Source organism: Streptomyces sp. NPDC104367 (assembly GCF_055583825.1).
The window spans coordinates 1-20,812 of the sequence record NZ_JBVJND010000028.1; the positions used below are offsets into that span (position 1 = coordinate 1).

Consider the following 20,812-nt stretch of genomic DNA (forward strand, 5'->3'; position numbering starts at 1 on the left):
GGCCCGTCCCCGACGGACGCCGCCCTCGCCGCCGACCTCGCGCTGCCGATCGAGGAGCTGGAACTGACCGTCCGCTCCTACAACTGCCTCAAGCGGGAGGGCATCCACTCGGTGGGTGAGCTCGTCGCGCGTTCCGAGGCCGACCTGCTGGACATCCGCAACTTCGGTGCGAAGTCCATCGACGAGGTCAAGGCGAAGCTGGCCGGCATGGGCCTGGCCCTGAAGGACAGCCCGCCCGGATTCGACCCGACCGCCGCCGCGGACGCCTTCGGCGCGGACGACGATGTGGACGCGGGCTTCGTGGAGACCGAGCAGTACTGAGTCCCCACCTTTCCGGGGCCCGCAGCGACGGACCCCGGATCTTCGACAGACAACCGTCTGCTCGGATACTGACCCCGGTACCTGACACGGCCGGGGCAGACACACAGGAGAAGAACAATGCCGAAGCCCACCAAGGGTGCCCGTCTGGGCGGCAGCGCCGCGCACGAGAAGCTGCTCCTCGCGAACCTCGCGAAGAGCCTCTTCGAGCACGGCCGTATCACCACCACCGAGGCGAAGGCCCGCCGCCTGCGCCCGTACGCGGAGCGTCTGGTCACCAAGGCGAAGAAGGGCGACCTTCACAACCGCCGTCAGGTGCTCCAGGTCATCACGGACAAGAGCATCGTGCACACGCTCTTCACCGAGATCGGTCCGCGCTACGAGAACCGCCCGGGTGGCTACACCCGTATCACCAAGATCGGTAACCGCCGTGGCGACAACGCGCCCATGGCCGTCATCGAGCTGGTCGAGGCGCTGACGGTGGCGCAGCAGGCGACCGGTGAGGCCGAGGCCGCGACGAAGCGCGCGGTCAAGGAGGCCGAGGAGGCCACGGTCGAGGAGACCAAGGCCGACGAGGTCGTCGAGGACGCCAAGCCGGAGGCCGAGGAGGCGTAAGCCCTCCTCGGGCTGCCGGTCCGTCGTGGCCGGTCGCGCAGTTCCCCGCGCCCCTCACGGGGCGCATGAGCGGGTCCGTTCCTTTCGAGGGACGGGCCCGCTTTTCTTCTCCTGAGAGGATCTCCGTGTGAGTGACGAAGTGCAGCCCGGCCGTGTCCGTGTCCGTCTCGACCTGTCCTACGACGGGAGCGGGTTCCACGGGTGGGCCAAGCAGGCCGGCGGGAAGCGGACCGTGCAGGGGGAGATCGAGGACGCCCTGCGGGTCGTGACGCGGTCGCAGGACACGGCGTACGAGCTGACCGTCGCCGGGCGGACCGACGCCGGGGTGCACGCGCGCGGGCAGGTCGCCCATGTGGATCTGCCGGCCGGGCTGTGGGAGGAGCAGGGCGGGAAGCTGCTGAAGCGGCTCGCCGGGCGCCTGCCGAAGGACGTGCGGGTGTGGTCCCTCACCGAGGCCCCCGAGGGCTTCAACGCCCGTTTCTCGGCCGTCTGGCGCCGGTACGCGTACCGGGTGACCGACAACCCGGGCGGGGTCGACCCGCTGCTGCGCAACCACGTCCTGTGGCACGACTGGCCGCTGGACGTGACCGCCATGAACGAGGCGGCGGCACGGCTGCTCGGGGAGCACGACTTCGCCGCGTACTGCAAGCGCCGGGAGGGCGCGACGACCATCCGGACCCTCCAGCAGCTGAGCCTGGAGCGGGGGGCCGACGGGATCGTCACGGCCACGGTGCGGGCCGACGCCTTCTGCCACAACATGGTGCGGTCGCTGATCGGCGCGCTGCTGTTCGTGGGGGACGGGCACCGGGGCCCCGAGTGGCCCGGCAAGGTGCTGGCCGCGGGCGTCCGGGACTCGGCCGTGCACGTCGTACGACCGCACGGCCTGACCCTGGAGGAGGTCGGCTACCCGGCGGACGAGCTGCTCGCGGCGCGCAACAGGGAAGCGCGCAACAAGCGGTCGCTGCCGTCCGCCGGCTGCTGCTGAGCGCCGGCCCCGCCGGTCACTGGTCGGCGGCGGCCGACGCCTGGGCCTCGCCCCGCCGGCGGATCTGCCGGAAGGTGAACTCCGCCAGGTCGTCGCCGGTCTGGAAGACCTTGGTGTCCTTGGTGGTGACGTCCTTGCCGTCGAGGAAGCCGGCGGTGGTGAAGTAGGCGTAGCGGCCGTAGGAGTTGGTCGTCGTACGGCAGACGCCGGAGGCGCAGAAGTTCTTCACCCCGGAGCCGGCCAGGGCCGTCACGAAGCCCTTCTTGTCGGCCTCGCCCTTGGCCTTGGTGGCCTGTGCTTCGGTGTTGAACACGGCCACGCCGACCGTCACCGCCACGCCGTCCTTGAAGTAGGTGACGCGCAGCAGACGGGTGCAGTTGTTCTTGGTGAGGATGTCCGGGAGCGTGCCCCTGGCGGCCGTGGCGCACTTCTTGGTGTCGGCCGTGGCGCCCTTCTTGTAGACCGTCTCGCCCATGGTCAGCTGGGTGCCCGGGAAGAGGGTCTCGGCGCTGAGCGGTGCCGTGTCCTTCTGCACGCTGCCGATGAAGTCCTCCGGGTCCAGCGGCGGTGGCGCGCTGGTCGGCGCGAAGGACGGCGTCGCGTCCGCCGAGCCGCTGGGGAGCGAGGCGCTCGCCGGCAGGTTGGTGGGCGTGCCGGAGGCGTTGTTGTCGCCGTTCGCGGACACCACGGCCATGGCGACGGCGGTGCCGACGGCCAGGGTGGCGACCACGCCACCGCCGATGAACAGCACCTTGCGCCGCTTGGTCCGCGTTTCCGAGGCGTCCGCCAGCGCTGCCCAGTCCGGGGTCGGTCCGGAACTGCTGTCGCGCCAGGGCTGCTGAGACTGCGGTTTCCAGGGATCCCACTGGGACTGGGGTCCCCCCTGCCCATAAGTCATGGGGCGCATCTTAGACGGGGGCCGGGGGCGCCGGTGTGACAGTACGAACGGCGATAGTGGACCTTTGGGGCGGGATGGCGCATCCCGGCGTCCACGTCAGCTCGTTTTGACCCTTCCGGGTGTGCCCTTGTAGGCTTGCTCTTCGTTGTGTATTGGCTTGCTCATTCTCACGGGACGGGCCCTTACACCGGTCCACCGGGCCGATGACCAGCGACCCCACTACGCGGTATGCGTCGCCGCCGTGCGGTCCAGGCTGTCGTGATCGTTTCGGTGACCTGTTCAGGACCATTCACTCGAAGCGAAGGCTACGAACCGTGCGTACGTACAGCCCCAAGCCCGGCGATGTGACGCGCCAGTGGCACGTCATCGACGCTCAGGACGTCGTCCTGGGTCGTCTCGCCACGACCGCCGCGTCCCTTCTGCGGGGCAAGCACAAGCCGATCTACGCCCCTCACGTCGACACCGGTGACTTCGTCATCATCATCAACGCCGACAAGGTGCACCTCTCCGGCAACAAGCGGACCCAGAAGATGGCGTACCGCCACTCCGGCTACCCGGGTGGTCTGCGCTCCGTCCGTTACGACGAGCTCCTCGACAAGAACCCCGAGAAGGCCATCGAGAAGGCCGTCAAGGGCATGCTCCCCAAGAACACGCTGGGCCGTCAGATGCTCTCGAAGCTGAAGGTCTACAAGGGTGACGTGCACCCGCACGCTGCGCAGCAGCCGGTGCCGTTCGAGATCACCCAGGTCGCGCAGTAGTTCCGGCCACCCCCTAAGACAGAAAAGAATCTGAGGAGCATCGTGGCCGAGACCACTGTTGAGCAGCCGGTCGAAGAGACCGAGACCGAGCTCGTCGACATCGACAGCTACACCACCGAGTCGGACGTCCCCGTCGAGGGCGAGTACACCTCCGAGTCGCTCGCGTCCCGCTTCGGCGACCCGCAGCCGGCCGCCGGCCTGGGCCGTCGCAAGAACGCCATCGCCCGCGTCCGGATCGTCCCGGGCACCGGCAAGTGGAAGATCAACGGTCGCACCCTCGAGGACTACTTCCCGAACAAGGTGCACCAGCAGGAAGTCAACGAGCCCTTCAAGGTGCTGGAGCTCGAAGGCCGTTACGACGTCGTCGCCCGCATCGCCGGTGGCGGTGTCTCCGGTCAGGCCGGTGCGCTCCGTCTCGGTGTCGCCCGCGCGCTGAACGAGGCCGACGTCGACAACAACCGCGGCCCGCTCAAGAAGGCCGGCTTCCTCAAGCGCGACGACCGTGCGGTCGAGCGCAAGAAGGCCGGTCTGAAGAAGGCCCGCAAGGCCCCGCAGTACAGCAAGCGCTAACCACAGTCGCCTGCACGTACTCCGAACGCCCCGGCGGCACGCCACATGTGCCGCCGGGGCGTTCGTTTATCTCGGCCGAGGGCGTATAACGACACAAGACGCTCAAAGGCTGGTGTGATCGCATGACAAAGCGCCTGCCATCATTTCCAGGCAGCAAGGACGCTTCCTCAGGAGGACAAGTGGGACGACTCTTCGGCACGGACGGCGTGCGCGGTGTCGCCAACGCGGACCTGACCGCCGAGATGGCGCTCGGCCTGTCCGTCGCGGCGGCGCACGTGCTGGCCGAGGCGGGCACGTTCGAGGGCCACCGGCCTACGGCGGTCGTCGGACGCGATCCGCGTGCGTCCGGGGAGTTCCTGGAGGCCGCCCTGGTGGCCGGCCTGGCGAGCGCCGGCGTCGACGTGCTGAAGGTCGGTGTCCTCCCGACCCCCGCGGTCGCCCACCTCACCGCCGAACTCGGCGCCGACCTCGGTGTCATGCTCTCCGCCAGCCACAACGCGATGCCCGACAACGGCATCAAGTTCCTCGCCCGCGGCGGGCACAAGCTCGACGACGAGCTGGAGGAGCGGATCGAGTCCGTGTACGAGGCCCACCGGCACGGCGAGCCGTGGGAGCGGCCGACCGGCGCGGGCGTCGGCCGGGTGCGGTCGTACGACGAGGGGTTCGAGCAGTACGTCGGCCATCTGCTGGCGGTGCTCCCGAACCGGCTCGACGGCCTGAAGATCGTCCTGGACGAAGCGCACGGCGCGGCCGCGGGGGTCTCGCCGGAGGCGTTCCGCCGGGCGGGCGCGGAGATCGTCACCATCGGCGCCGAACCGGACGGCCTCAACATCAACGCCGGCTGCGGTTCGACCCACCTGGGCCCGCTGAAGGCCGCGGTCGTCGAGCACGGGGCCGACTTCGGCATCGCGCACGACGGGGACGCGGACCGGTGCCTGGCCGTGGACCACACCGGCGAGGAGGTCGACGGCGACCAGATCATGGCCGTGCTCGCGCTCGCCATGCGGGAGCGCGGTGCGCTGCGCGCGGACACCGTCGTCGCCACCGTCATGTCCAACCTGGGCTTCAAGCTGGCGCTGGAGCGGGAGGGGCTGCGGCTCGTACAGACCGCGGTGGGCGACCGGTACGTGCTGGAGGGGATGAAGGAGCACGGCTACGCCCTCGGCGGCGAGCAGTCCGGGCACGTCATCATCCTCGACCACGCGACGACCGGTGACGGCACGCTGACCGGGCTGCTGCTGGCGGCGCGGGTCGCACAGACCGGGAAGTCCCTGCGGGAGCTGGCCGGTGTGATGGAGCGGCTGCCGCAGGTGCTGATCAACGTCCCGGACGTCGACCGGACGCGGGTGAAGACCTCGGCGGACCTGGCGGCGGCGGTGGCCGAGGCGGAGCGGGAGCTGGGGGAGACGGGGCGCGTGCTGCTCCGCCCTTCGGGCACCGAGCCGTTGGTGCGGGTGATGGTGGAGGCCGCCGACATCGAGCAGGCGCGGTCGGTGGCGGGGCGGCTGGCCGACGCCGTCAAGTCCGCGCTGGGGTAGGTGTCTTCCCCGGGTACGGGGTGGGGGGGTCTGCGGGGGCGGGCCGCGGGTGGGCCGTGGCTGGTCGCGCAGCTCCCCGCGCCCCTTACGGGGCTCTCCGGCTGACGGGGTGTCACAGCTTGCGCAGCCTGAGGCGCTGGACCTTGTGGTCCGGGCCCTTTCTGACGACGAGGGTGGCGCGGCCGCGGGTGGGGGCGATGTTCTCCACCAGGTTGGGCTTGTTGATGGTGCGCCAGAGACCGCGGGCGTAGTCGAGGGCCTCCTCCTCGGACACCTGGGTGTACGTGCGGAAGTACGAGTCGGGGTCCTGGAAGGCGGTCTGGCGCAGCTTCTTGAAGCGGTTGAGGTACCAGTGCTCGATGTCCTCGGTGCTCGCGTCGACGTACACGCTGAAGTCGAAGTAGTCCGCGAGTCCGACCCGGGTGCGGCCGTCCTGGCCCGGGAGGGCGGGCTGGAGGACGTTGAGGCCCTCGACGATCAGGATGTCGGGGCGGCGGACCGTGAGTTTCCGGTCCGGCACGATGTCGTAGATCAGGTGTGAGTAGACGGGTGCGGTGACCTCGTCCTTGCCGGCCTTGATGTCGGCGACGAAGCGGGTCAGGGCCCGGCGGTCGTACGACTCGGGGAAGCCCTTGCGGGACATCAGGCCGCGGGCCTCCAGCTCCCTGGTGGGCAGCAGGAAACCGTCGGTGGTCACCAGCTCGACCCGCGGGTGCTCGGGCCAGCGGGAGAGCAGGGCCTGGAGGAGCCGCGAGACGGTGGACTTCCCGCAGGCCACGGAGCCGGCGACGCCTATCACGAACGGGGTGCCGGACTGGGTGCCCTGCTCGCCCAGGAACGTGTTCAGGGCCCCTCTGAGGCCGTCCGTCGCGCCGACGTACAGATTGAGCAGCCGGGAGAGCGGGAGATAGATGTCCCGCACCTCGTCGAGGTCGATGACGTCGCCGAGGCCGCGCAGCTTCTCGACCTCCTCGGCGGTGAGCGGCAGCGGCGTCTTGTCGCGCAGCGCGCTCCACTCGGAACGGGTGAGGTCGACGTAGGGAGTCGCCTCCGGCCTGTGCCGGTGGGCGCTCCGGGAGATCGAGGAGACCGGAGAGATCACATTCCATTGTTAACGGAGTTTGAACGGAACGGCGGGTGGGGTCGGTCACGTGCGGACCACGGTGAGTGCCGGGAGTGCCGCCGGCCGGGTCCCGACCCCCGGGATCATTTCCGATTTCGGGCATGCTGAGCCGTGTTCGGGCGGCTTGCGGCACTTAGGCTGCGGCCCATGTGCGGAATCGTGGGATACGTGGGGGCGCAGTCGGCGCTCGATGTGGTGGTCTCCGGGCTGAAGCGGCTGGAGTACCGGGGTTACGACTCGGCGGGCGTCGCCGTGCTCGCGGACGGCGGACTGGCCTCGGTGAAGAAGGCCGGGAAGCTCGTCAACCTGGAGAAGGAACTCCAGGAGCGGCCGCTGCCGGACGGCTCCACCGGGATCGGGCACACCCGCTGGGCCACCCACGGCGGACCGACGGACGCCAACGCGCACCCGCACCTCGACAACGCGGGCCGGGTCGCCGTCGTCCACAACGGGATCATCGAGAACTTCGCCGCGCTCCGCGCCGAGCTGGCGGAGCGGGGGCACGACCTGGAGTCCGAGACGGACACCGAGGTGGTGGCGCACCTGCTGGCCGAGGAGTTCTCCGGCACCGCCGACCTCGCCGAGGCCATGCGGCTGGTGTGCCGGCGTCTGGACGGCGCGTTCACGCTGGTCGCGGCGCACGCCGACGAGCCGGACGTGGTGGTGGGCGCGCGCCGCAACTCCCCGCTCGTGGTGGGCGTCGGCGAGGGCGAGGCCTTTCTCGCCTCGGACGTCTCCGCGTTCATCGACCACACGCGGTCGGCGATCGAGCTGGGCCAGGACCAGGTGGTGGAGCTGCGCCGGGACGGCGTGACCGTGACCGGCTTCGACGGCGCCCCGGCGGACGTCCGCTCGTACCACATCGACTGGGACGCGTCGGCCGCGGAGAAGGGGGGCTACGACTACTTCATGCTCAAGGAGATCGCCGAGCAGCCCAAGGCGGTCGCCGACACCCTGCTGGGCCGTATCGACGCGAACGGCTCGCTGACCCTGGACGAGGTCCGGATCGGCGCGGCCGAGCTGCGCGAGGTCGACAAGGTCGTCATCGTCGCGTGCGGCACGGCCTTCCACGCCGGCCTGATCGCCAAGTACGCGATCGAGCACTGGACGCGCATCCCGTGCGAGGTGGAGCTGGCGAGCGAGTTCCGCTACCGGGACCCGATCCTCGACCCGCGCTCCCTGGTCATCGCCATCTCGCAGTCCGGCGAGACCATGGACACCCTGATGGCGCTGCGGCACGCGCGGGAGCAGGGCTCCAAGGTGCTCGCCATCTGCAACACCAACGGCTCGACGATCCCGCGCGAGTCCGACGCGGTGCTGTACACGCACGCGGGCCCGGAGGTGGCGGTCGCCTCCACCAAGGCGTTCCTCACCCAGCTGGTGGCGTGCTACCTGGTCGCCCTCTACCTCGGCCAGGTCCGGGGCACCAAGTGGGGCGACGAGATCGGCGCCGTGATCCGGGACCTCTCGCACATCTCCGGCGAGGTCGAGCGGGTGCTGGAGACCATGGAGCCGGTCCGGGCGCTGGCGCGCTCGCTGGCGGACAAGAAGACGGTGCTGTTCCTCGGCCGGCACGTCGGCTACCCGGTCGCGCTCGAAGGCGCGCTCAAGCTCAAGGAGCTGGCGTACATGCACGCCGAGGGCTTCGCGGCGGGCGAGCTCAAGCACGGGCCGATCGCGCTCATCGAGGAGGACCTGCCGGTCGTGGTCGTGGTGCCGTCCCCGCGCGGCCGCTCGGTGCTGCACGACAAGATCGTCTCCAACATCCAGGAGATCCGGGCCCGGGGCGCCCGCACCATCGTCATCGCGGAGGAGGGGGACGAGGCGGTCGTGCCGTACGCCGACCACCTGATCCGCATCCCGGCGACGCCGACCCTGCTCCAGCCGCTCGTCGCGACGGTCCCGCTCCAGGTCTTCGCCTGCGAGCTGGCGACGGCGCGCGGCAACGAGGTGGACCAGCCGCGCAACCTGGCGAAGTCGGTCACCGTGGAGTGACCGTAGGGTGCTGACCATGAGCATCATCGGGGTCGGAATCGACGTCGCCGAGATCGACCGGTTCCGGGAGTCGCTGGAGCGCACTCCCGGGCTGGCCGGGCGGCTGTTCGTCGAGCGGGAGTTGTTCCTGCCGAGCGGGGAGCGGCGTGGCGCCGCCTCGCTCGCGGCGCGGTTCGCGGCCAAGGAGGCGCTGGCCAAGGCGCTGGGCGCGCCGCCCGGACTGCTCTGGACGGACGCGGAGGTCGTCGTCGAGGACAGCGGGCGGCCGCTCCTGCGGGTGCGGGGCAGCGTGGCCGAGTGCGCGGCGCGGCTCGGGGTGCGGTCGTGGCACGTGTCGCTCAGTCATGACGCGGGTGTCGCCTCGGCCGTGGTGATCGCGGAGGGCTGACCCGGCGGGGCGGCGGCGGATGCGCGTCCCGCCGGTTCCGGGGGAGACTCGGGACATGCGGACTGCTTACAGCGTGGAGACGGTACGGGCGGCCGAGCGGGAGCTGATGGCGCGGCTGCCCGAGGGGGCGCTGATGCAGCGGGCCGCGGCCGGGCTGGCCGTCGCCTGCGCGCAGTTGCTCGGACGGGTGTACGGCGGGCGGGTGGTCCTGCTGGTCGGCAGCGGGGACAACGGCGGGGACGCGCTGTACGCCGGAGCGCGGCTGGCGCGGCGGGGCGCGGGGGTCACGGCTGTGCTGCTCGCGCCGGAGCGGACCCACCAGGACGCGCTGGCGGCGCTGCGCCGGGCCGGTGGCACCGCCGTACCGCCCGGCGCCGCCGAGGAGTTGGTCCTGCGGGCCGATCTGGTGGTCGACGGGATCGTGGGCATCGGGGGGAAGGGCGGGCTGCGCCCGGAGGCGGCCGCGCTGGCCGAGGCCGTGGCGCGGTCGCGGGCCGCCGTGGTCGCGGTGGACCTGCCGAGCGGGGTGGAGGCGGACAGCGGCGAGGTGCGCGGGGCGGCGGTACGGGCCGATCTCACCGTCACCTTCGGGACGCACAAGCCGGCGCTGCTGGTCGATCCGGCGCGCGAGTACGCCGGTTCGGTACGGCTGGTCGACATCGGGCTCGAACTGCCCCGGCCGGCCGCGCTGGAGGCGCTCCAGGACGCGGACGTGGCCCGGCTGCTGCCGGCGCCGGGCGCGGAGAGCGACAAGTACCGGCGGGGGGTCGTCGGCATCGCGGCCGGGTCGGCGCGCTATCCGGGCGCGGCGGTGCTGGCCGTCGCGGGGGCGCTCAGGGGCGGGGCCGGGGCCGTGCGGTACGTCGGGCCGGCCGGGGACGAGGTGCTGGCGCGGTTTCCCGAGACGCTGGTGTCGGACGGGGGGCCGCACAAGGCCGGGCGGGTGCAGGCGTGGGTGGTCGGACCGGGGATCGGGGACGACGCCGGGGCCGTCGCCGAGGTGGTCGCCGAGGACGTGCCGGTGCTCGTGGACGCGGACGGGCTGCGGCTGGCGGACCGGGACGCGGTACGGCGGCGGACCGCGCCGACGCTGATGACGCCGCACGCCGGGGAGGCGGCCGCGCTGCTGGGGGTGCGGCGCGAGGAGGTCGAGGCGGGCCGGCTGGCCGCGGTGCGGGAACTGGCGGCGGCGTACGGGGCGACGGTGCTGCTCAAGGGGTCGACGACGCTGGTGGCTTCGGCGGACGGAGGGGCGGTCCGGGTCAACGCGACGGGGACGCCGTGGCTGGCCACCGCCGGGAGCGGGGACGTGCTGTCGGGGCTGGCCGGGTCGCTTCTCGCGTCCGGGCTGTCCGGGGTGGACGCGGGGAGTGTGGCCGCCTATCTCCACGGGCTGGCCGGGAGGTTCGCGGCGCAGGGCGCACCGACGCTCGCGCACGCGGTCGCCGAGGAACTCCCGTCGGCCTGGCGGGGAGTCTTCGCACGGCGGTAGTCCGGCCGCGGGGCCGTGGGGGCTCGGCGCGCACGCGGCGGGGCCGCATGTCCGAGGCGGCCCCGCGCCCTTGCGGGGCGCTCCTGCATCCCCCGGGTGACCTTGCCGCGCGGCTTCCCGGAATCCACGGCCGTACGGGGTTGTCTGATCACATGATCAGTGGACGAATCGTGCGTGGTCGGTGTGGTGCCGGGCTCGTCGCCGCCGTGACCGTTCTCTCGCTCGGGACCGGCGCCGCCACCGCCGCCACCCCGCCCGAACCCCCCGCCGCCGTCCCGGAGTCGGACCTGGTGCCCGGGGTCGCGCCCGGGCCGGCGCAGCCGTGGCAGATCGACACCCCCGACCAGCGGCTGCCGCCGAAGGTGTACACGCCCGGCGCCGCGGAGGACGCCGTCGAGCCGAGGGCCGCGGCGCCCGGCACGTACGACCTCGTCGAGTACGTGCCGCTCAGCGACGCCGTCGCCAAGGTGACGTGCTCCAAGCTGACGGGGCCGTACCAGCGGCAGATCGAGCAGTGGCTGAAGCTGAAGGTGGACGGCAAGCAGTCCGCGTCCGACTGCAAGGCCGTCCAGAAGTTCCAGAAGCAGTACAGGATCAAGCCCGCCATCGGGTTCGCGGGTCCGGTGACCTGGTACCAGATGATGCTGCTCTCGGCGAAGAAGAACCCGAACGCCAAGAAGAACTGCCCCGTGAAGTCGTACCGGGTCGCCTGCGTCGACCTCGACCGGCAGGTCACCTGGGTGCAGAAGGGCGGCAAGGTGGTCTTCGGACCGGTGCCGATCCGCAGCGGGCGCAAGGGCTACGCCACCCGGGCCGGCTGGCACTCCGTCTACTGGCGGCACAAGAACCACTGGTCGACCCTGTACAACTCGCCCATGCCGTATGCCCAGTTCTTCGACGGCGGGCAGGCCTTCCACGCCGTCTACGGCTCCATCTACACCACCGTCGGCTCCTGGGGCTGCGTGAACCTCAGGCTCGATGACGCGAAGAAGCTGTGGGGCGTGCTGAAGAAGGGCGACAAGGTGTACGTGTGGGGGCACCGGACGGGTAGCTGACCCGGTGCCGGCGCCGGTACCAGGGCCTGTGCGGGAGGGCTGTCCGGGGCCTCTGAGACACTGGGGGCGCGATGACTGAGACAGCGACTGCACCGACCGCCCCCCTGCGGGCCCGCGCCGAGATCGACCTGGCCGCCCTGCGGGCCAACGTGCGGACCCTGCGCGCCCTCGCGCCGGGCGCGGCCCTGATGGCCGTGGTGAAGTCCGACGCGTACGGCCACGGGGCGCTCCGGTGCGCCCGCGCGGCCGTCGAGGCCGGCGCGAGCTGGCTCGGCACGGCCACCCCCGAGGAGGCCCTGGCGCTGCGCGCGGACCCCGGGCTGCCGGCGGACGTGCGCGTCATGTGCTGGCTGTGGACCCCGGGCGGACCCTGGCGGGAGGCGATCGAGGCCCGCGTCGACGTGTCGGTGAGCGGCCTGTGGGCGCTGCGCGAGGCGGTGGCGGCGGCCCGGGAGGCCGGTCGCCCCGCCCTCGTCCAGCTCAAGGCCGACACCGGGCTCGGACGCAACGGCTGCCAGCCCGCCGACTGGCCGGAGCTGGTGGCCGAGGCGCTGCGCGCCGAGGCGGCGGGGCTGGTCCGGATCACCGGGCTCTGGTCCCACTTCGCCTGTGCCGACGAGCCCGGCCACCCCTCCGTCGCCGCCCAGCTCGGCCTCTTCCGCGAGATGCTCGCGCACGCCGAGGAGCAGGGCGTGCGGCCCGAGGTGCGGCACATCGCCAACTCGCCCGCCACCCTCACCCTTCCCGAGAGCCACTTCGACCTCGTCCGCACGGGCATCGCGCTCTACGGCGTCTCGCCCAGCCCCGAGCTGGGCAGCGCGGCCGACTTCGGCCTGCGCCCGGTGATGACCCTGTCCGCCTCCCTCGCCCTGGTGAAGCACGTACCGGGCGGGCACGGCGTCAGCTACGGCCACCACTACGTCACGCCCGGCGAGACCACCCTCGGGCTGGTCCCCGTCGGCTACGCGGACGGCATCCCGCGGCACGCCTCCGGCACCGGCCCCGTGCTGGTGGGCGGCAAGTGGCGGACGGTCGCCGGCCGCGTGGCCATGGACCAGTTCGTCGTCGACCTCGGCGGCGACGAGCCCGAAGTCGGCTCGCGGGCCGTGCTGTTCGGCCCCGGCGACGCCGGCGAGCCCACCGCTGAGGACTGGGCGCAGGCCGCGGGGACCATCGCGTACGAGATCGTCACCCGCATCGGAACCCGGGTGCCCCGCGTCTACGTGAACGAGCGACCGAGTGGGCAGGAACCAGGGCGGGACGCGTAGTCCGTCCGGGGTTCGGCGACGGCCCCGCCCGGTTACACCTGTAACAGCAGCACCGGTCACCTCGTCAGCATCACCCGTGTCACCGGACCAGCGAACTGCAGTACGGCGAAGAGGAGCGGTACGTGAGCGAGAGCAGTGCGGAGGCCGTAGCGGACGCCGCGGCGGCCGTCGCCTCCGCCACGGGGGTGGACGGGAGCTGGCGCAGGGTGACCGGGGTCGCCGGCGCCGCCATAGGAGTGCTCGCCGCGGGCGCGGCCGCCGGGGTCGCCCTGGAGCGGATGACCGTCGGCCGCGGGATGCGCCGCCGGGCCCGGCTCGCCCTGGACTCGGCCGGACCGTACGGCACCCTGCGCGGCACGCCCGGCAAGGCACGGGCCGACGACGGCACCGAGCTGTACTACGAGGTCGACGACGCGGTGCCCGACACCGGCGCGGCCGTCTCCCCGCGCCGCCGCCGGCTCTTCGGCCGCAAGTCGCCCGCCCCCGTCACCGTCGTCTTCAGTCACGGCTACTGCCTCAACCAGGACGCCTGGCACTTCCAGCGCGCGGCCCTGCGCGGGGTCGTGCGCACCGTGCACTGGGACCAGCGCAGCCACGGCCGCTCCGGGCGGGGCGTCGCCCAGCACGAGGACGACGTGCCGGTCACCATCGACCAGCTGGGCCGGGACCTCAAGGCCGTCCTCGACGCGGCCGTGCCCGAGGGGCCGATCGTGCTGGTCGGGCACTCGATGGGCGGCATGACCGTGATGGCGCTGGCCGCGCAGTATCCCGAGCTGGTGCGGGAGCGGGTGGTGGCGACCGCCTTCGTCGGCACCTCCTCGGGACGCCTCGGCGAGGTCAACTTCGGGCTGCCGATCGCCGGGGTCAACGCGGTGCGCCGGGTGCTGCCCGGGGTGCTGAAGGCGCTGGGCACGCAGGCCGCGCTGGTGGAGAAGGGACGCCGGGTCACCGCCGACCTGTTCGCCGGGATCATCAAGCGGTACTCGTTCGCGTCCAAGGACGTCGACCCGGCGGTGGAGCGGTTCGCGGAACGGATGATCGAGTCGACGCCGATCGACGTCGTCGCCGAGTTCTACCCGGCCTTCGTCGACCACGACAAGACCGCGGCCCTCGCCCACTTCCAGGACCTGCCGGTGCTGGTGCTGGCCGGGGTCCAGGACCTCGTCACGCCCAGCGAGCACAGCGAGGTCATCGCCGACCTGCTGCCCGACGCCGAACTGGTGCTGGTCCCGGACGCCGGGCACCTGGTCATGCTGGAGCACCCGGAGGTGGTCACCGACCGCCTCGCCGACCTGCTCACCCGCGCGGGGGCCGTGCCGGCAGGGGCTACGGTAAGTGGCTATGGAAGCACCAGCAGCACGGCACGACCGGGCTGAGACCGAGCTGATCATCAACTCCCCCGAGCAGATGGGGGAGCTGGGCCGCAGACTGGCCGAGTCGCTGCGCGCGGGCGACCTCGTGATGCTCAGCGGGGAGCTCGGCGCCGGCAAGACCACACTGACGCGCGGGCTGGGGGAGGGCCTCGGCGTGCGCGGCGCCGTCACCTCCCCGACGTTCGTGATCGCGCGCGTCCATCCGTCCCTGGGGGACGGGCCGCCGCTCGTCCACGTCGACGCGTACCGCCTGGGCGGCGGGCTCGACGAGATGGAGGACCTCGACCTCGACGTCTCGCTGCCCGAGTCCGTGATCGTCGTGGAGTGGGGCGAGGGCAAGGTCGAGGAGCTGACCGAGGACCGGCTGATGGTACAGATCCACCGGGCGGTCGGGGACACCACCGACGAGGTACGGCACGTGACCCTGACCGGGCTGGGGGAGCGCTGGGCCGCGGTGGAGCTGGGCGCGCTGTCGGCCTGAGGACCTCGTGAACATTCCGACAAGGCGTCGGCAAGATGTTGCATCGGACGCGTCGGGCGTGGTCACATGGTATCCAGTCCGTGGTTAGGTGTGCCTAACTTCGTCCGCCCCCGTACGTCAGGAGGCGCCCGTGTCCGTGTCCCAGTCCGAGGAGCGGCGGCCGGTGGTGGCCGCCGGGGTCTCCATGCGCGAACTCCTGGCCTCGTGCGCGGCGGCCGACGCGGTGTCCAGGCCGCCGAGAGCGCCGGAACCGGTCGCTCCGCGGGGCGAACAGGACCGCAAGGCCGCGTAGCGCGGCGTCAGCGGATCACGATCACCTTGACGCCGATCGTCGCGAACTTCCACATCGCGTCGCCGTCGGAGCGTCCCTCGCGGATGCCGCCGGTCTTGACCAGGGGCTCGGCCTCGGCCGGGGCGGCGGTCGACATGAGGGCACTGAAGCCGATCGCCGAGCCGTCCGGGGTCGTGGTGAAGCGGACGACGTGCTCGACGGGGAGGCCGTCCGTGCCCGTGACCGCCTTCGAGCGGGACGTGACCCAGTAGGCGCCGGGCGCCGGATCGAGCATGCCGGGGCTCACCTTGAAGGTGCGTTCGACGCGCTCCCGTTCGCTGACGAGCCAGACCCGGTCGTCGTCCACCGAGTACACCACCCGTTCACCTGTTCCCGAGCCGTTCGGCAGGGCGGTGGGATGGCGGTGGTCCCGCGGCGCCTTGGTCGCCGACGCCCCGGGCGCCGGGCTGACCGACGGTCTGCCGCCGAGGCCGGGCGGGACGGTGGCCGAGGCCTGGTAGGCGAGGAGACCGACCGCTCCGACAGCCGCCGCGGTGAGGCCGGCCACGATTGCCGAGCTGGTCCCTGCCACGTGCGCCACCTCTGACTCGCCGTATATGTCGTACTTCGTACAGACCGTAGCAGTCGGTCACCGTCCGTCCCGGGCGGGCGTGCTCGCGGCGCCGGAGCCGTAGGCTGTTCGCGTGCTCTTGCTCGCTCTGGATACCGCCACCCCCGCCGTCACCGTCGCGCTCCACGACGGTACGGCCGTCATCGCCTCGTCGAGCCAGGTGGACGCGCGCCGGCACGGCGAGCTGCTGCTGCCGGCCGTCGACCGCGTCCTCGCCGACGCCGGGCTCAGGCTGGACGCCGTCACCGCGGTCGTCGTAGGCACCGGACCCGGTCCGTACACGGGTCTGCGCGTCGGACTGATGACCGCCGACACCTTCGGGCTCGCGCTCGGGGTGCCCGTGCACGGCGTCTGCACCCTCGACGCACTGGCCTACGCGGCCGACATCGGGAAGGGCCCGTTCGTCGTGGCCACCGACGCCCGCCGCAAAGAGGTGTACTGGGCCACGTACGCCGACTCGCGCACCCGGCTCACCGAACCCGCCGTGGACCGGCCGGCGGACATCGCCGAGCAGGTCGCCGGACTGCCCGCCGTGGGCGCCGGGGCGCTGCTCTACCCCGACACCTTCCCGGCCGCGCACGAACCCGAGCACGTCAGCGCCGCCGCCCTCGCCTCGCTCGCCGCCGAACGGCTGGCCGCCGGCGAGGAACCGCCCGCCCCACGGCCCCTGTACCTGCGCCGCCCGGACGCGCAGGTGCCCAAGAACTACAAGGTGGTCACCCCGAAGTGACCGCACAGCTGCGCGAGATGCGCTGGTGGGACATCGACCCGGTCCTGGAGCTGGAGAAGGACCTGTTCCCCGAGGACGCCTGGTCCCGGGGCATGTTCTGGTCCGAACTGGCGCACGCCAGGGGACCGGAGGCGACCCGGCGCTACGTCATCGCCCTGGAGGGCGACCGGGTCGTCGGCTACGCGGGCCTCGCCGCCCAGGGCGACCTCGGCGACATCCAGACCATCGCGGTACGCCGGGACCAGTGGGGCACCGGGCTCGGCGGCGAGCTGCTCACCGAGCTGCTGCGGGCCGCGACCGCCTTCGAGTGCGCCGAGGTCATGCTCGAGTGCCGGGTCGACAACATCCGCGCCCAGAAGCTCTACGAGCGGTTCGGCTTCGAGCCCATCGGCTTCAGACGCGGCTACTACCAGCCGGGGAACGTGGATGCCCTGGTGATGCGCCTGACCACTGTGTCCGACAGCGGCTCCGCCGCGGGGTCCTCCTCAGTACAAGGAACCGAGAACAATGACTGACGAACCCCTGGTCCTGGGGATCGAGACCTCCTGCGACGAGACCGGCGTCGGCATCGTGCGGGGCACCACGCTGCTGGCCGACGCCATCGCCTCCTCCGTCGACGAGCACGCCCGCTTCGGCGGTGTGGTCCCCGAGGTGGCGTCCCGGGCGCACCTGGAGGCGATGGTCCCGACCATCGACCGCGCGCTCAAGGAGGCCGGGGTGAGCGCCGGGGACCTGGACGGCATCGCGGTCACCGCCGGCCCCGGCCTGGCCGGCGCGCTGCTGGTCGGCGTCTCGGCGGCGAAGGCGTACGCGTACGCCCTCGGCAAGCCGCTGTACGGCGTGAACCACCTCGCCTCCCACATCTGCGTCGACCAGCTCGAACACGGTCCGCTGCCGGAGCCGACGATGGCCCTCCTGGTCTCCGGCGGCCACTCCTCGCTGCTCCTGTCCACGGACATCACCTCCGACGTACGGCCGCTCGGCGCGACCATCGACGACGCGGCCGGCGAGGCCTTCGACAAGATCGCCCGCGTGCTGAACCTCGGCTTCCCCGGCGGCCCGGTCATCGACCGCTACGCGAAGGAGGGCGACCCGCAGGCCATCGCCTTCCCGCGCGGTCTCACCGGCCCCCGCGACCCCGCCTACGACTTCTCCTTCTCCGGTCTCAAGACCGCGGTGGCCCGCTGGATCGAGGCCAGGCGCGCCGCGGGCGAGGACGTGCCGGTCCGCGACGTGTCCGCCTCCTTCCAGGAGGCGGTCGTGGACGTCCTGACCCGCAAGGCCGTCCGCGCCTGCCGTGACGAGGGCGTCGACCACCTCATGATCGGCGGCGGTGTCGCCGCCAACTCCCGGCTGCGGGCGCTGGCCCAGGAGCGCTGCGAGGCGGCCGGCATCCGGCTGCGCGTCCCGCGCCCGAAGCTGTGCACGGACAACGGCGCGATGGTGGCCGCCCTCGGCGCGGAGATGGTCGCCCGCAACCGGACGGCGTCGGACTGGGACCTCTCCGCGGACAGCTCCCTCCCGGTGACCAGCCCGCACGTCCCCGGCCACCACGACCACGTGCACGAGGTCAGCAAGGCGAACCTCTACTCATGACGGTCGCGCTGATGTGGGAGGCGCGGGCGGCCGCCGGCCGGGGCGCGGAACTGCTCGCCTGGGCGCGGCGGCAGGATCTCGCGCCGGCCCCGCTCCGCCGCGAGACCTTCCGCGCACCGCAGGACCGGGTCCTGGTCATCACCTGGTGGCAGGCCCCGTACGACGCCCCGGACCTTCCCGAACTCCCCGACCCGCCGTCCGGCCTGGTCACCCGCGCGCCGCACCGCTGGCGCTTCGAACAGGCCGACGAGGACTGACCGGGAACACCCGGGGCCGAGCGGAGAGCGGCCCGGGGCTAACCGACCTCCGTCTCGCAGCGAAGTACCCGGTCCTGGCCCACATGCCGTACCGGGCCGGTCAGTTGGAGCCGTACCGTGGACCGGGTGTCGGCGCTCGACGCGGCCGCCCGCAGCTCCAGCGCGCCCGGCTCGACCACGCGGATGCCGTCGCGGTCCGTGAACGCCGACAGGTCCGGGTGGAAGCGGAACGTGACGCTGCGGGACTCGCCCGGGGCCAGGTCCACGCGCTGGTAGCCGATGAGGCGGACGTCGGGGCGGGTCACCGAGGCCACCGGGTCGTGCAGGTAGAGCTGGACGACCTCGGTGCCCGGGCGGTCGCCCGTGTTGCGGACCGTCACGGTCACGTCGTGGGAGCCGTCCGTGGGGATCTCGGCCGTCTCCGGTGACCGCAGGGTCCACTCGAACGTCGTGTACGAGCGGCCGTGCCCGAAGGGATACAGCGGGGTCGGGTCCAGGTTGCTGACCTCGCCCGCGAGGCCGAGCGGGGGCTGGAGGTAGGTCCACGGCTGGCCGCCCGGCACCCGCGGGACGCTCACCGGGAGGCGGCCGGACGGGTTGACGCGGCCCGACAGCACTCCCGCCACCGCCGGACCGCCCTCCTCCCCGGGGAAGAACGCCTGCACCACCGCGCCGAGCCGCCCGTGCCAGCGGCCCAGCGCGTACGGGCGCCCGGTGAGCAGGACCAGGACGACCGGGACACCCGTCGAGACCAGCGCGTCCAGCAGACCGGCCTGGACGCCCGGCAGCCCCAGGTCCGTGACGTCGCAGCCCTCGCCGGACGTGCCCCGGCCGAACAGGCCCGCGCGGTCGCCCAGTACCGCCACGCACACGTCCGCCTCCGAGGCGCGGGCCACCGCCTCCTCGAAGCCGGACGGGTCCGGGTCCGTGACGTCGCAGCCCTCGGCGAACGTCACCTTCGCGTCCGGGAGTCCGGCGCGCAGGGACTCCAGGACCGTGGGGATGGAGATGCCGGTGTCCACCTCGGGGTGGTGGGCGAGGACGTGGGAGGGGAAGGAGTAGCAGCCGAGCATGGCGAGGGCGTCGGCGGCCCGCGGCCCCACCACCGCGATCCGGGTGTCGGGGGCGAGGGGGAGGACGCCGTCCGGGTTGTCCAGCAGGACCACCGACTCCTCGGCCAGGCGGCGGGCCAGGGCGCGGTTCGCCGTCGAGTCGAGGTCGACCGGGCCCTCGGGCGCGGGCTCCCAGTCCTCGTCGAGCAGGCCGAGTGCGCACTTCTGGAGCAGGACCCGGCGGGCCGCCCGGTCGATCAGCGCCTCCGGGACCGTGCCCGCGCGCACCGCCGCCACCAGCGGCCGGCCGTAGCACTTCAGCGTGGGCAGTTCGACGTCGATGCCCGCGGCGAGCGCGAGATGCGCCGCCTCCGCCTCCGTGCCGGCCACCCGGTGCAGGGACTGGAGGAAGCCGATGCCGAAGTAGTCGGCGACCACCGTGCCCTCGAAGCCCCACTCCCCGCGCAGGAGTCCGGTCAGCAGACGGGGATCCGCCGAGGCCGGGACGCCGTCCGTGTCGTTGTAGGCCGCCATCACCGAGCGCGCCCCGCCCTCGCGCAGCGCCATCTCGAACGGCGGCAGGGTGATGTCCGCGAACTCCCGGACCCCGGCGCGGACCGGGGCCAGGTTGCGGGCGCCCGCGGAGGAGGCGTACCCGGCGAAGTGCTTGAGGGTGGCGACGATCCCGGCCGACTCCAGGCCCCGGACGTACGCCGTGCCGACCGTGCCCACCAGGTACGGGTCCTCGCCGATCGTCTCCTCGACCCGCCCCCAGCGCGGGTCGCGGACCACGTCCAGGACGGGGGCCAGGCCCTGGTGGACGCCGACCGAGCGCAGGTCCTCGCCGATCCTTTGGCCCAGCTCCTCGACCAGGGACGGGTCGAAGGAGGCGCCCCAGGCGAGCGGCACCGGGTAGGCGGTGGCCTGCCAGGCGGTGAAGCCGGCCAGGCACTCCTCGTGGGCGATCGCTGGGATGCCGAAGCGGCCGGCGGCGGTGATCCGGCGCTGGGCGCGGGCCAGGGCGCGCGCGCCCAGCGCCGGGTCCACGGGGGCGGTGCCGAAGGAACGGGTCAGCTGGCCGAGGCCGAGGGTGATCAGCTCGTCCCACTCGTAGTCCGCGGTCATCTCGCGCTGCAGCGGAGCGACCCCGTCGCCGTCCGTGGCCGCGCCCACCCACACGCCGTACAGCTGGGCGGTCTTCTCCTCCAGGGTCATCCGGGAGAGCAGGTCGTCGACGCGGGTGGTGGCGGGCAGTGCGGGGTCGCGCCAAGGAGCGGTGGTCATGAAACTCCCGTCTCTGCTCTCTGCGGGGTGCTCCGCGGGTTCGCGGGTGCTCCGCGGGATCTGTGCCGTGCACGCTGCTGCGAATGTTTCGTACCACACTCCGAATGTTCCGGGAACCTATGGCGCACCAAGGT

General features: G+C 72.6%; 22 protein-coding genes. 18 read left to right on the forward strand and 4 right to left on the reverse strand.

All coding sequences use genetic code 11. From position 1 onward, the window contains the following. From ACZ619_RS33265 to truA, 3 genes are all read left to right on the forward strand, one after another. A partial coding sequence (locus ACZ619_RS33265) for a DNA-directed RNA polymerase subunit alpha C-terminal domain-containing protein (protein WP_469606919.1) occupies positions 1-321 on the forward strand: 321 nt, incomplete at its 5' end. A gap of 117 nt (positions 322-438) precedes the next feature. Further along, the gene (gene rplQ / locus ACZ619_RS33270) at positions 439-933 is read left to right on the forward strand and encodes a 50S ribosomal protein L17 (protein ID WP_351487365.1); all 495 of its coding nucleotides are present in this window, start codon (positions 439-441) and stop codon (positions 931-933) included. A 127-nt stretch (positions 934-1,060) separates the two neighbouring features. Further along, positions 1,061-1,918: a tRNA pseudouridine(38-40) synthase TruA gene (truA, locus tag ACZ619_RS33275; RefSeq protein WP_469606922.1), complete on the forward strand. Its 858-nt coding sequence runs from the start codon at positions 1,061-1,063 to the stop codon at positions 1,916-1,918. Between the two features lie 16 nt (positions 1,919-1,934). Here truA and ACZ619_RS33280 read toward each other — a convergent pair whose 3' ends face one another. Further along, a complete protein-coding gene (locus ACZ619_RS33280) occupies positions 1,935-2,816 on the reverse strand; it encodes a hypothetical protein (RefSeq protein ID WP_469606923.1) in 882 nt (293 codons plus the stop codon). A gap of 314 nt (positions 2,817-3,130) precedes the next feature. Between ACZ619_RS33280 and rplM the strand changes: the two genes are divergently transcribed. From rplM to glmM, 3 genes are all read left to right on the forward strand, one after another. Beyond that, a complete protein-coding gene (gene rplM / locus ACZ619_RS33285) occupies positions 3,131-3,574 on the forward strand; it encodes a 50S ribosomal protein L13 (RefSeq protein ID WP_020941688.1) in 444 nt (147 codons plus the stop codon). A gap of 42 nt (positions 3,575-3,616) precedes the next feature. Beyond that, complete coding sequence (rpsI, locus tag ACZ619_RS33290) at positions 3,617-4,144, forward strand: 30S ribosomal protein S9 (RefSeq protein ID WP_469606926.1); 528 nt, start codon at positions 3,617-3,619, stop codon at positions 4,142-4,144. A 179-nt stretch (positions 4,145-4,323) separates the two neighbouring features. Further along, a complete protein-coding gene (gene glmM, locus ACZ619_RS33295; RefSeq protein WP_469606929.1) occupies positions 4,324-5,682 on the forward strand; it encodes a phosphoglucosamine mutase in 1,359 nt (452 codons plus the stop codon). Positions 5,683-5,794: 112 nt separating this feature from the next. On the opposite strand, the gene coaA is transcribed toward glmM, so the two are convergent. After that, positions 5,795-6,784 carry a type I pantothenate kinase gene (gene coaA, locus ACZ619_RS33300; RefSeq protein ID WP_469606932.1) on the reverse strand — a complete coding sequence of 330 codons (990 nt, stop codon included), beginning with the start codon at positions 6,782-6,784 and terminating at the stop codon, positions 5,795-5,797. A 168-nt stretch (positions 6,785-6,952) separates the two neighbouring features. Between coaA and glmS the strand changes: the two genes are divergently transcribed. The 8 genes from glmS to ACZ619_RS33340 all read left to right on the forward strand — a co-directional run bounded on the left by glmS (position 6,953) and on the right by ACZ619_RS33340 (position 15,149). After that, the gene (gene glmS / locus ACZ619_RS33305; protein WP_469606934.1) at positions 6,953-8,800 is read left to right on the forward strand and encodes a glutamine--fructose-6-phosphate transaminase (isomerizing); all 1,848 of its coding nucleotides are present in this window, start codon (positions 6,953-6,955) and stop codon (positions 8,798-8,800) included. Between the two features lie 16 nt (positions 8,801-8,816). Next, positions 8,817-9,188, forward strand: a complete 372-nt coding sequence (locus ACZ619_RS33310) for a holo-ACP synthase (RefSeq protein ID WP_469606937.1) — start codon at positions 8,817-8,819, stop codon at positions 9,186-9,188. A 55-nt stretch (positions 9,189-9,243) separates the two neighbouring features. Continuing rightward, on the forward strand, positions 9,244-10,680 hold the full coding sequence (locus ACZ619_RS33315) for an NAD(P)H-hydrate dehydratase (protein ID WP_469606939.1): 1,437 nt from the start codon (positions 9,244-9,246) through the stop codon (positions 10,678-10,680). 152 nt (positions 10,681-10,832) lie between these two features. After that, a complete protein-coding gene (locus ACZ619_RS33320) occupies positions 10,833-11,735 on the forward strand; it encodes a L,D-transpeptidase family protein (RefSeq protein WP_469606942.1) in 903 nt (300 codons plus the stop codon). Positions 11,736-11,806: 71 nt separating this feature from the next. Then, a complete protein-coding gene (alr, locus tag ACZ619_RS33325) occupies positions 11,807-13,003 on the forward strand; it encodes an alanine racemase (protein ID WP_469606945.1) in 1,197 nt (398 codons plus the stop codon). A gap of 122 nt (positions 13,004-13,125) precedes the next feature. Next, entirely contained in the window at positions 13,126-14,379 is a 1,254-nt protein-coding gene (locus ACZ619_RS33330) for an alpha/beta fold hydrolase (protein WP_469606947.1), read from the forward strand. Beyond that, on the forward strand, positions 14,345-14,857 hold the full coding sequence (gene tsaE, locus ACZ619_RS33335) for a tRNA (adenosine(37)-N6)-threonylcarbamoyltransferase complex ATPase subunit type 1 TsaE (RefSeq protein WP_469606951.1): 513 nt from the start codon (positions 14,345-14,347) through the stop codon (positions 14,855-14,857). The genes ACZ619_RS33330 and tsaE overlap by 35 nt, the downstream gene beginning before the upstream one ends. Before the next feature lie 130 nt (positions 14,858-14,987). Beyond that, the gene (locus tag ACZ619_RS33340) at positions 14,988-15,149 is read left to right on the forward strand and encodes a hypothetical protein (RefSeq protein ID WP_469606954.1); all 162 of its coding nucleotides are present in this window, start codon (positions 14,988-14,990) and stop codon (positions 15,147-15,149) included. 7 nt (positions 15,150-15,156) lie between these two features. Here the strand turns inward: ACZ619_RS33340 and ACZ619_RS33345 are convergent, their stop codons facing one another. After that, on the reverse strand, positions 15,157-15,720 hold the full coding sequence (locus ACZ619_RS33345; RefSeq protein WP_469606955.1) for a hypothetical protein: 564 nt from the start codon (positions 15,718-15,720) through the stop codon (positions 15,157-15,159). 112 nt (positions 15,721-15,832) lie between these two features. On the opposite strand from ACZ619_RS33345, the gene tsaB reads away from it, so the two are divergent. Genes tsaB through ACZ619_RS33365 form a run of 4 tightly spaced genes read left to right on the forward strand, consistent with a single transcriptional unit; the run spans position 15,833 to position 18,342 of the window. Beyond that, positions 15,833-16,489 carry a tRNA (adenosine(37)-N6)-threonylcarbamoyltransferase complex dimerization subunit type 1 TsaB gene (gene tsaB, locus ACZ619_RS33350; protein WP_469606957.1) on the forward strand — a complete coding sequence of 219 codons (657 nt, stop codon included), beginning with the start codon at positions 15,833-15,835 and terminating at the stop codon, positions 16,487-16,489. A gap of 17 nt (positions 16,490-16,506) precedes the next feature. Then, complete coding sequence (rimI, locus tag ACZ619_RS33355; protein WP_469607219.1) at positions 16,507-17,004, forward strand: ribosomal protein S18-alanine N-acetyltransferase; 498 nt, start codon at positions 16,507-16,509, stop codon at positions 17,002-17,004. After that, positions 16,997-18,085 carry a tRNA (adenosine(37)-N6)-threonylcarbamoyltransferase complex transferase subunit TsaD gene (gene tsaD, locus ACZ619_RS33360; RefSeq protein WP_469606960.1) on the forward strand — a complete coding sequence of 363 codons (1,089 nt, stop codon included), beginning with the start codon at positions 16,997-16,999 and terminating at the stop codon, positions 18,083-18,085. The genes rimI and tsaD overlap by 8 nt, the downstream gene beginning before the upstream one ends. Further along, a complete protein-coding gene (locus ACZ619_RS33365) occupies positions 18,082-18,342 on the forward strand; it encodes a hypothetical protein (RefSeq protein ID WP_469606962.1) in 261 nt (86 codons plus the stop codon). Before tsaD ends, ACZ619_RS33365 begins: the two co-directional genes overlap by 4 nt. A gap of 38 nt (positions 18,343-18,380) precedes the next feature. On the opposite strand, the gene ACZ619_RS33370 is transcribed toward ACZ619_RS33365, so the two are convergent. Next, positions 18,381-20,678: a beta-xylosidase/alpha-l-arabinosidase gene (locus tag ACZ619_RS33370; protein ID WP_469606964.1), complete on the reverse strand. Its 2,298-nt coding sequence runs from the start codon at positions 20,676-20,678 to the stop codon at positions 18,381-18,383. Positions 20,679-20,812: the final 134 nt, after the last annotated feature.

What these genes read in the sequence shown, in the direction of transcription:
- tsaE (WP_469606951.1), top strand. Translation starts at nt 14,345, where the DNA reads ATGGAAGCACCAGCAGCACGGCACGACCGGGCTGAGACCGAGCTGATC.
- ACZ619_RS33320 (WP_469606942.1), top strand. Translation starts at nt 10,833, where the DNA reads ATGATCAGTGGACGAATCGTGCGTGGTCGGTGTGGTGCCGGGCTCGTC.
- ACZ619_RS33315 (WP_469606939.1), top strand. Translation starts at nt 9,244, where the DNA reads ATGCGGACTGCTTACAGCGTGGAGACGGTACGGGCGGCCGAGCGGGAG.
- glmS (WP_469606934.1), top strand. Translation starts at nt 6,953, where the DNA reads ATGTGCGGAATCGTGGGATACGTGGGGGCGCAGTCGGCGCTCGATGTG.
- rimI (WP_469607219.1), top strand. Translation starts at nt 16,507, where the DNA reads ATGCGCTGGTGGGACATCGACCCGGTCCTGGAGCTGGAGAAGGACCTG.
- ACZ619_RS33310 (WP_469606937.1), top strand. Translation starts at nt 8,817, where the DNA reads ATGAGCATCATCGGGGTCGGAATCGACGTCGCCGAGATCGACCGGTTC.
- tsaD (WP_469606960.1), top strand. Translation starts at nt 16,997, where the DNA reads ATGACTGACGAACCCCTGGTCCTGGGGATCGAGACCTCCTGCGACGAG.
- ACZ619_RS33370 (WP_469606964.1), bottom strand. Translation starts at nt 20,678, where the DNA reads ATGACCACCGCTCCTTGGCGCGACCCCGCACTGCCCGCCACCACCCGC.
- ACZ619_RS33280 (WP_469606923.1), bottom strand. Translation starts at nt 2,816, where the DNA reads ATGACTTATGGGCAGGGGGGACCCCAGTCCCAGTGGGATCCCTGGAAA.
- rplQ (WP_351487365.1), top strand. Translation starts at nt 439, where the DNA reads ATGCCGAAGCCCACCAAGGGTGCCCGTCTGGGCGGCAGCGCCGCGCAC.
- alr (WP_469606945.1), top strand. Translation starts at nt 11,807, where the DNA reads ATGACTGAGACAGCGACTGCACCGACCGCCCCCCTGCGGGCCCGCGCC.
- ACZ619_RS33365 (WP_469606962.1), top strand. Translation starts at nt 18,082, where the DNA reads ATGACGGTCGCGCTGATGTGGGAGGCGCGGGCGGCCGCCGGCCGGGGC.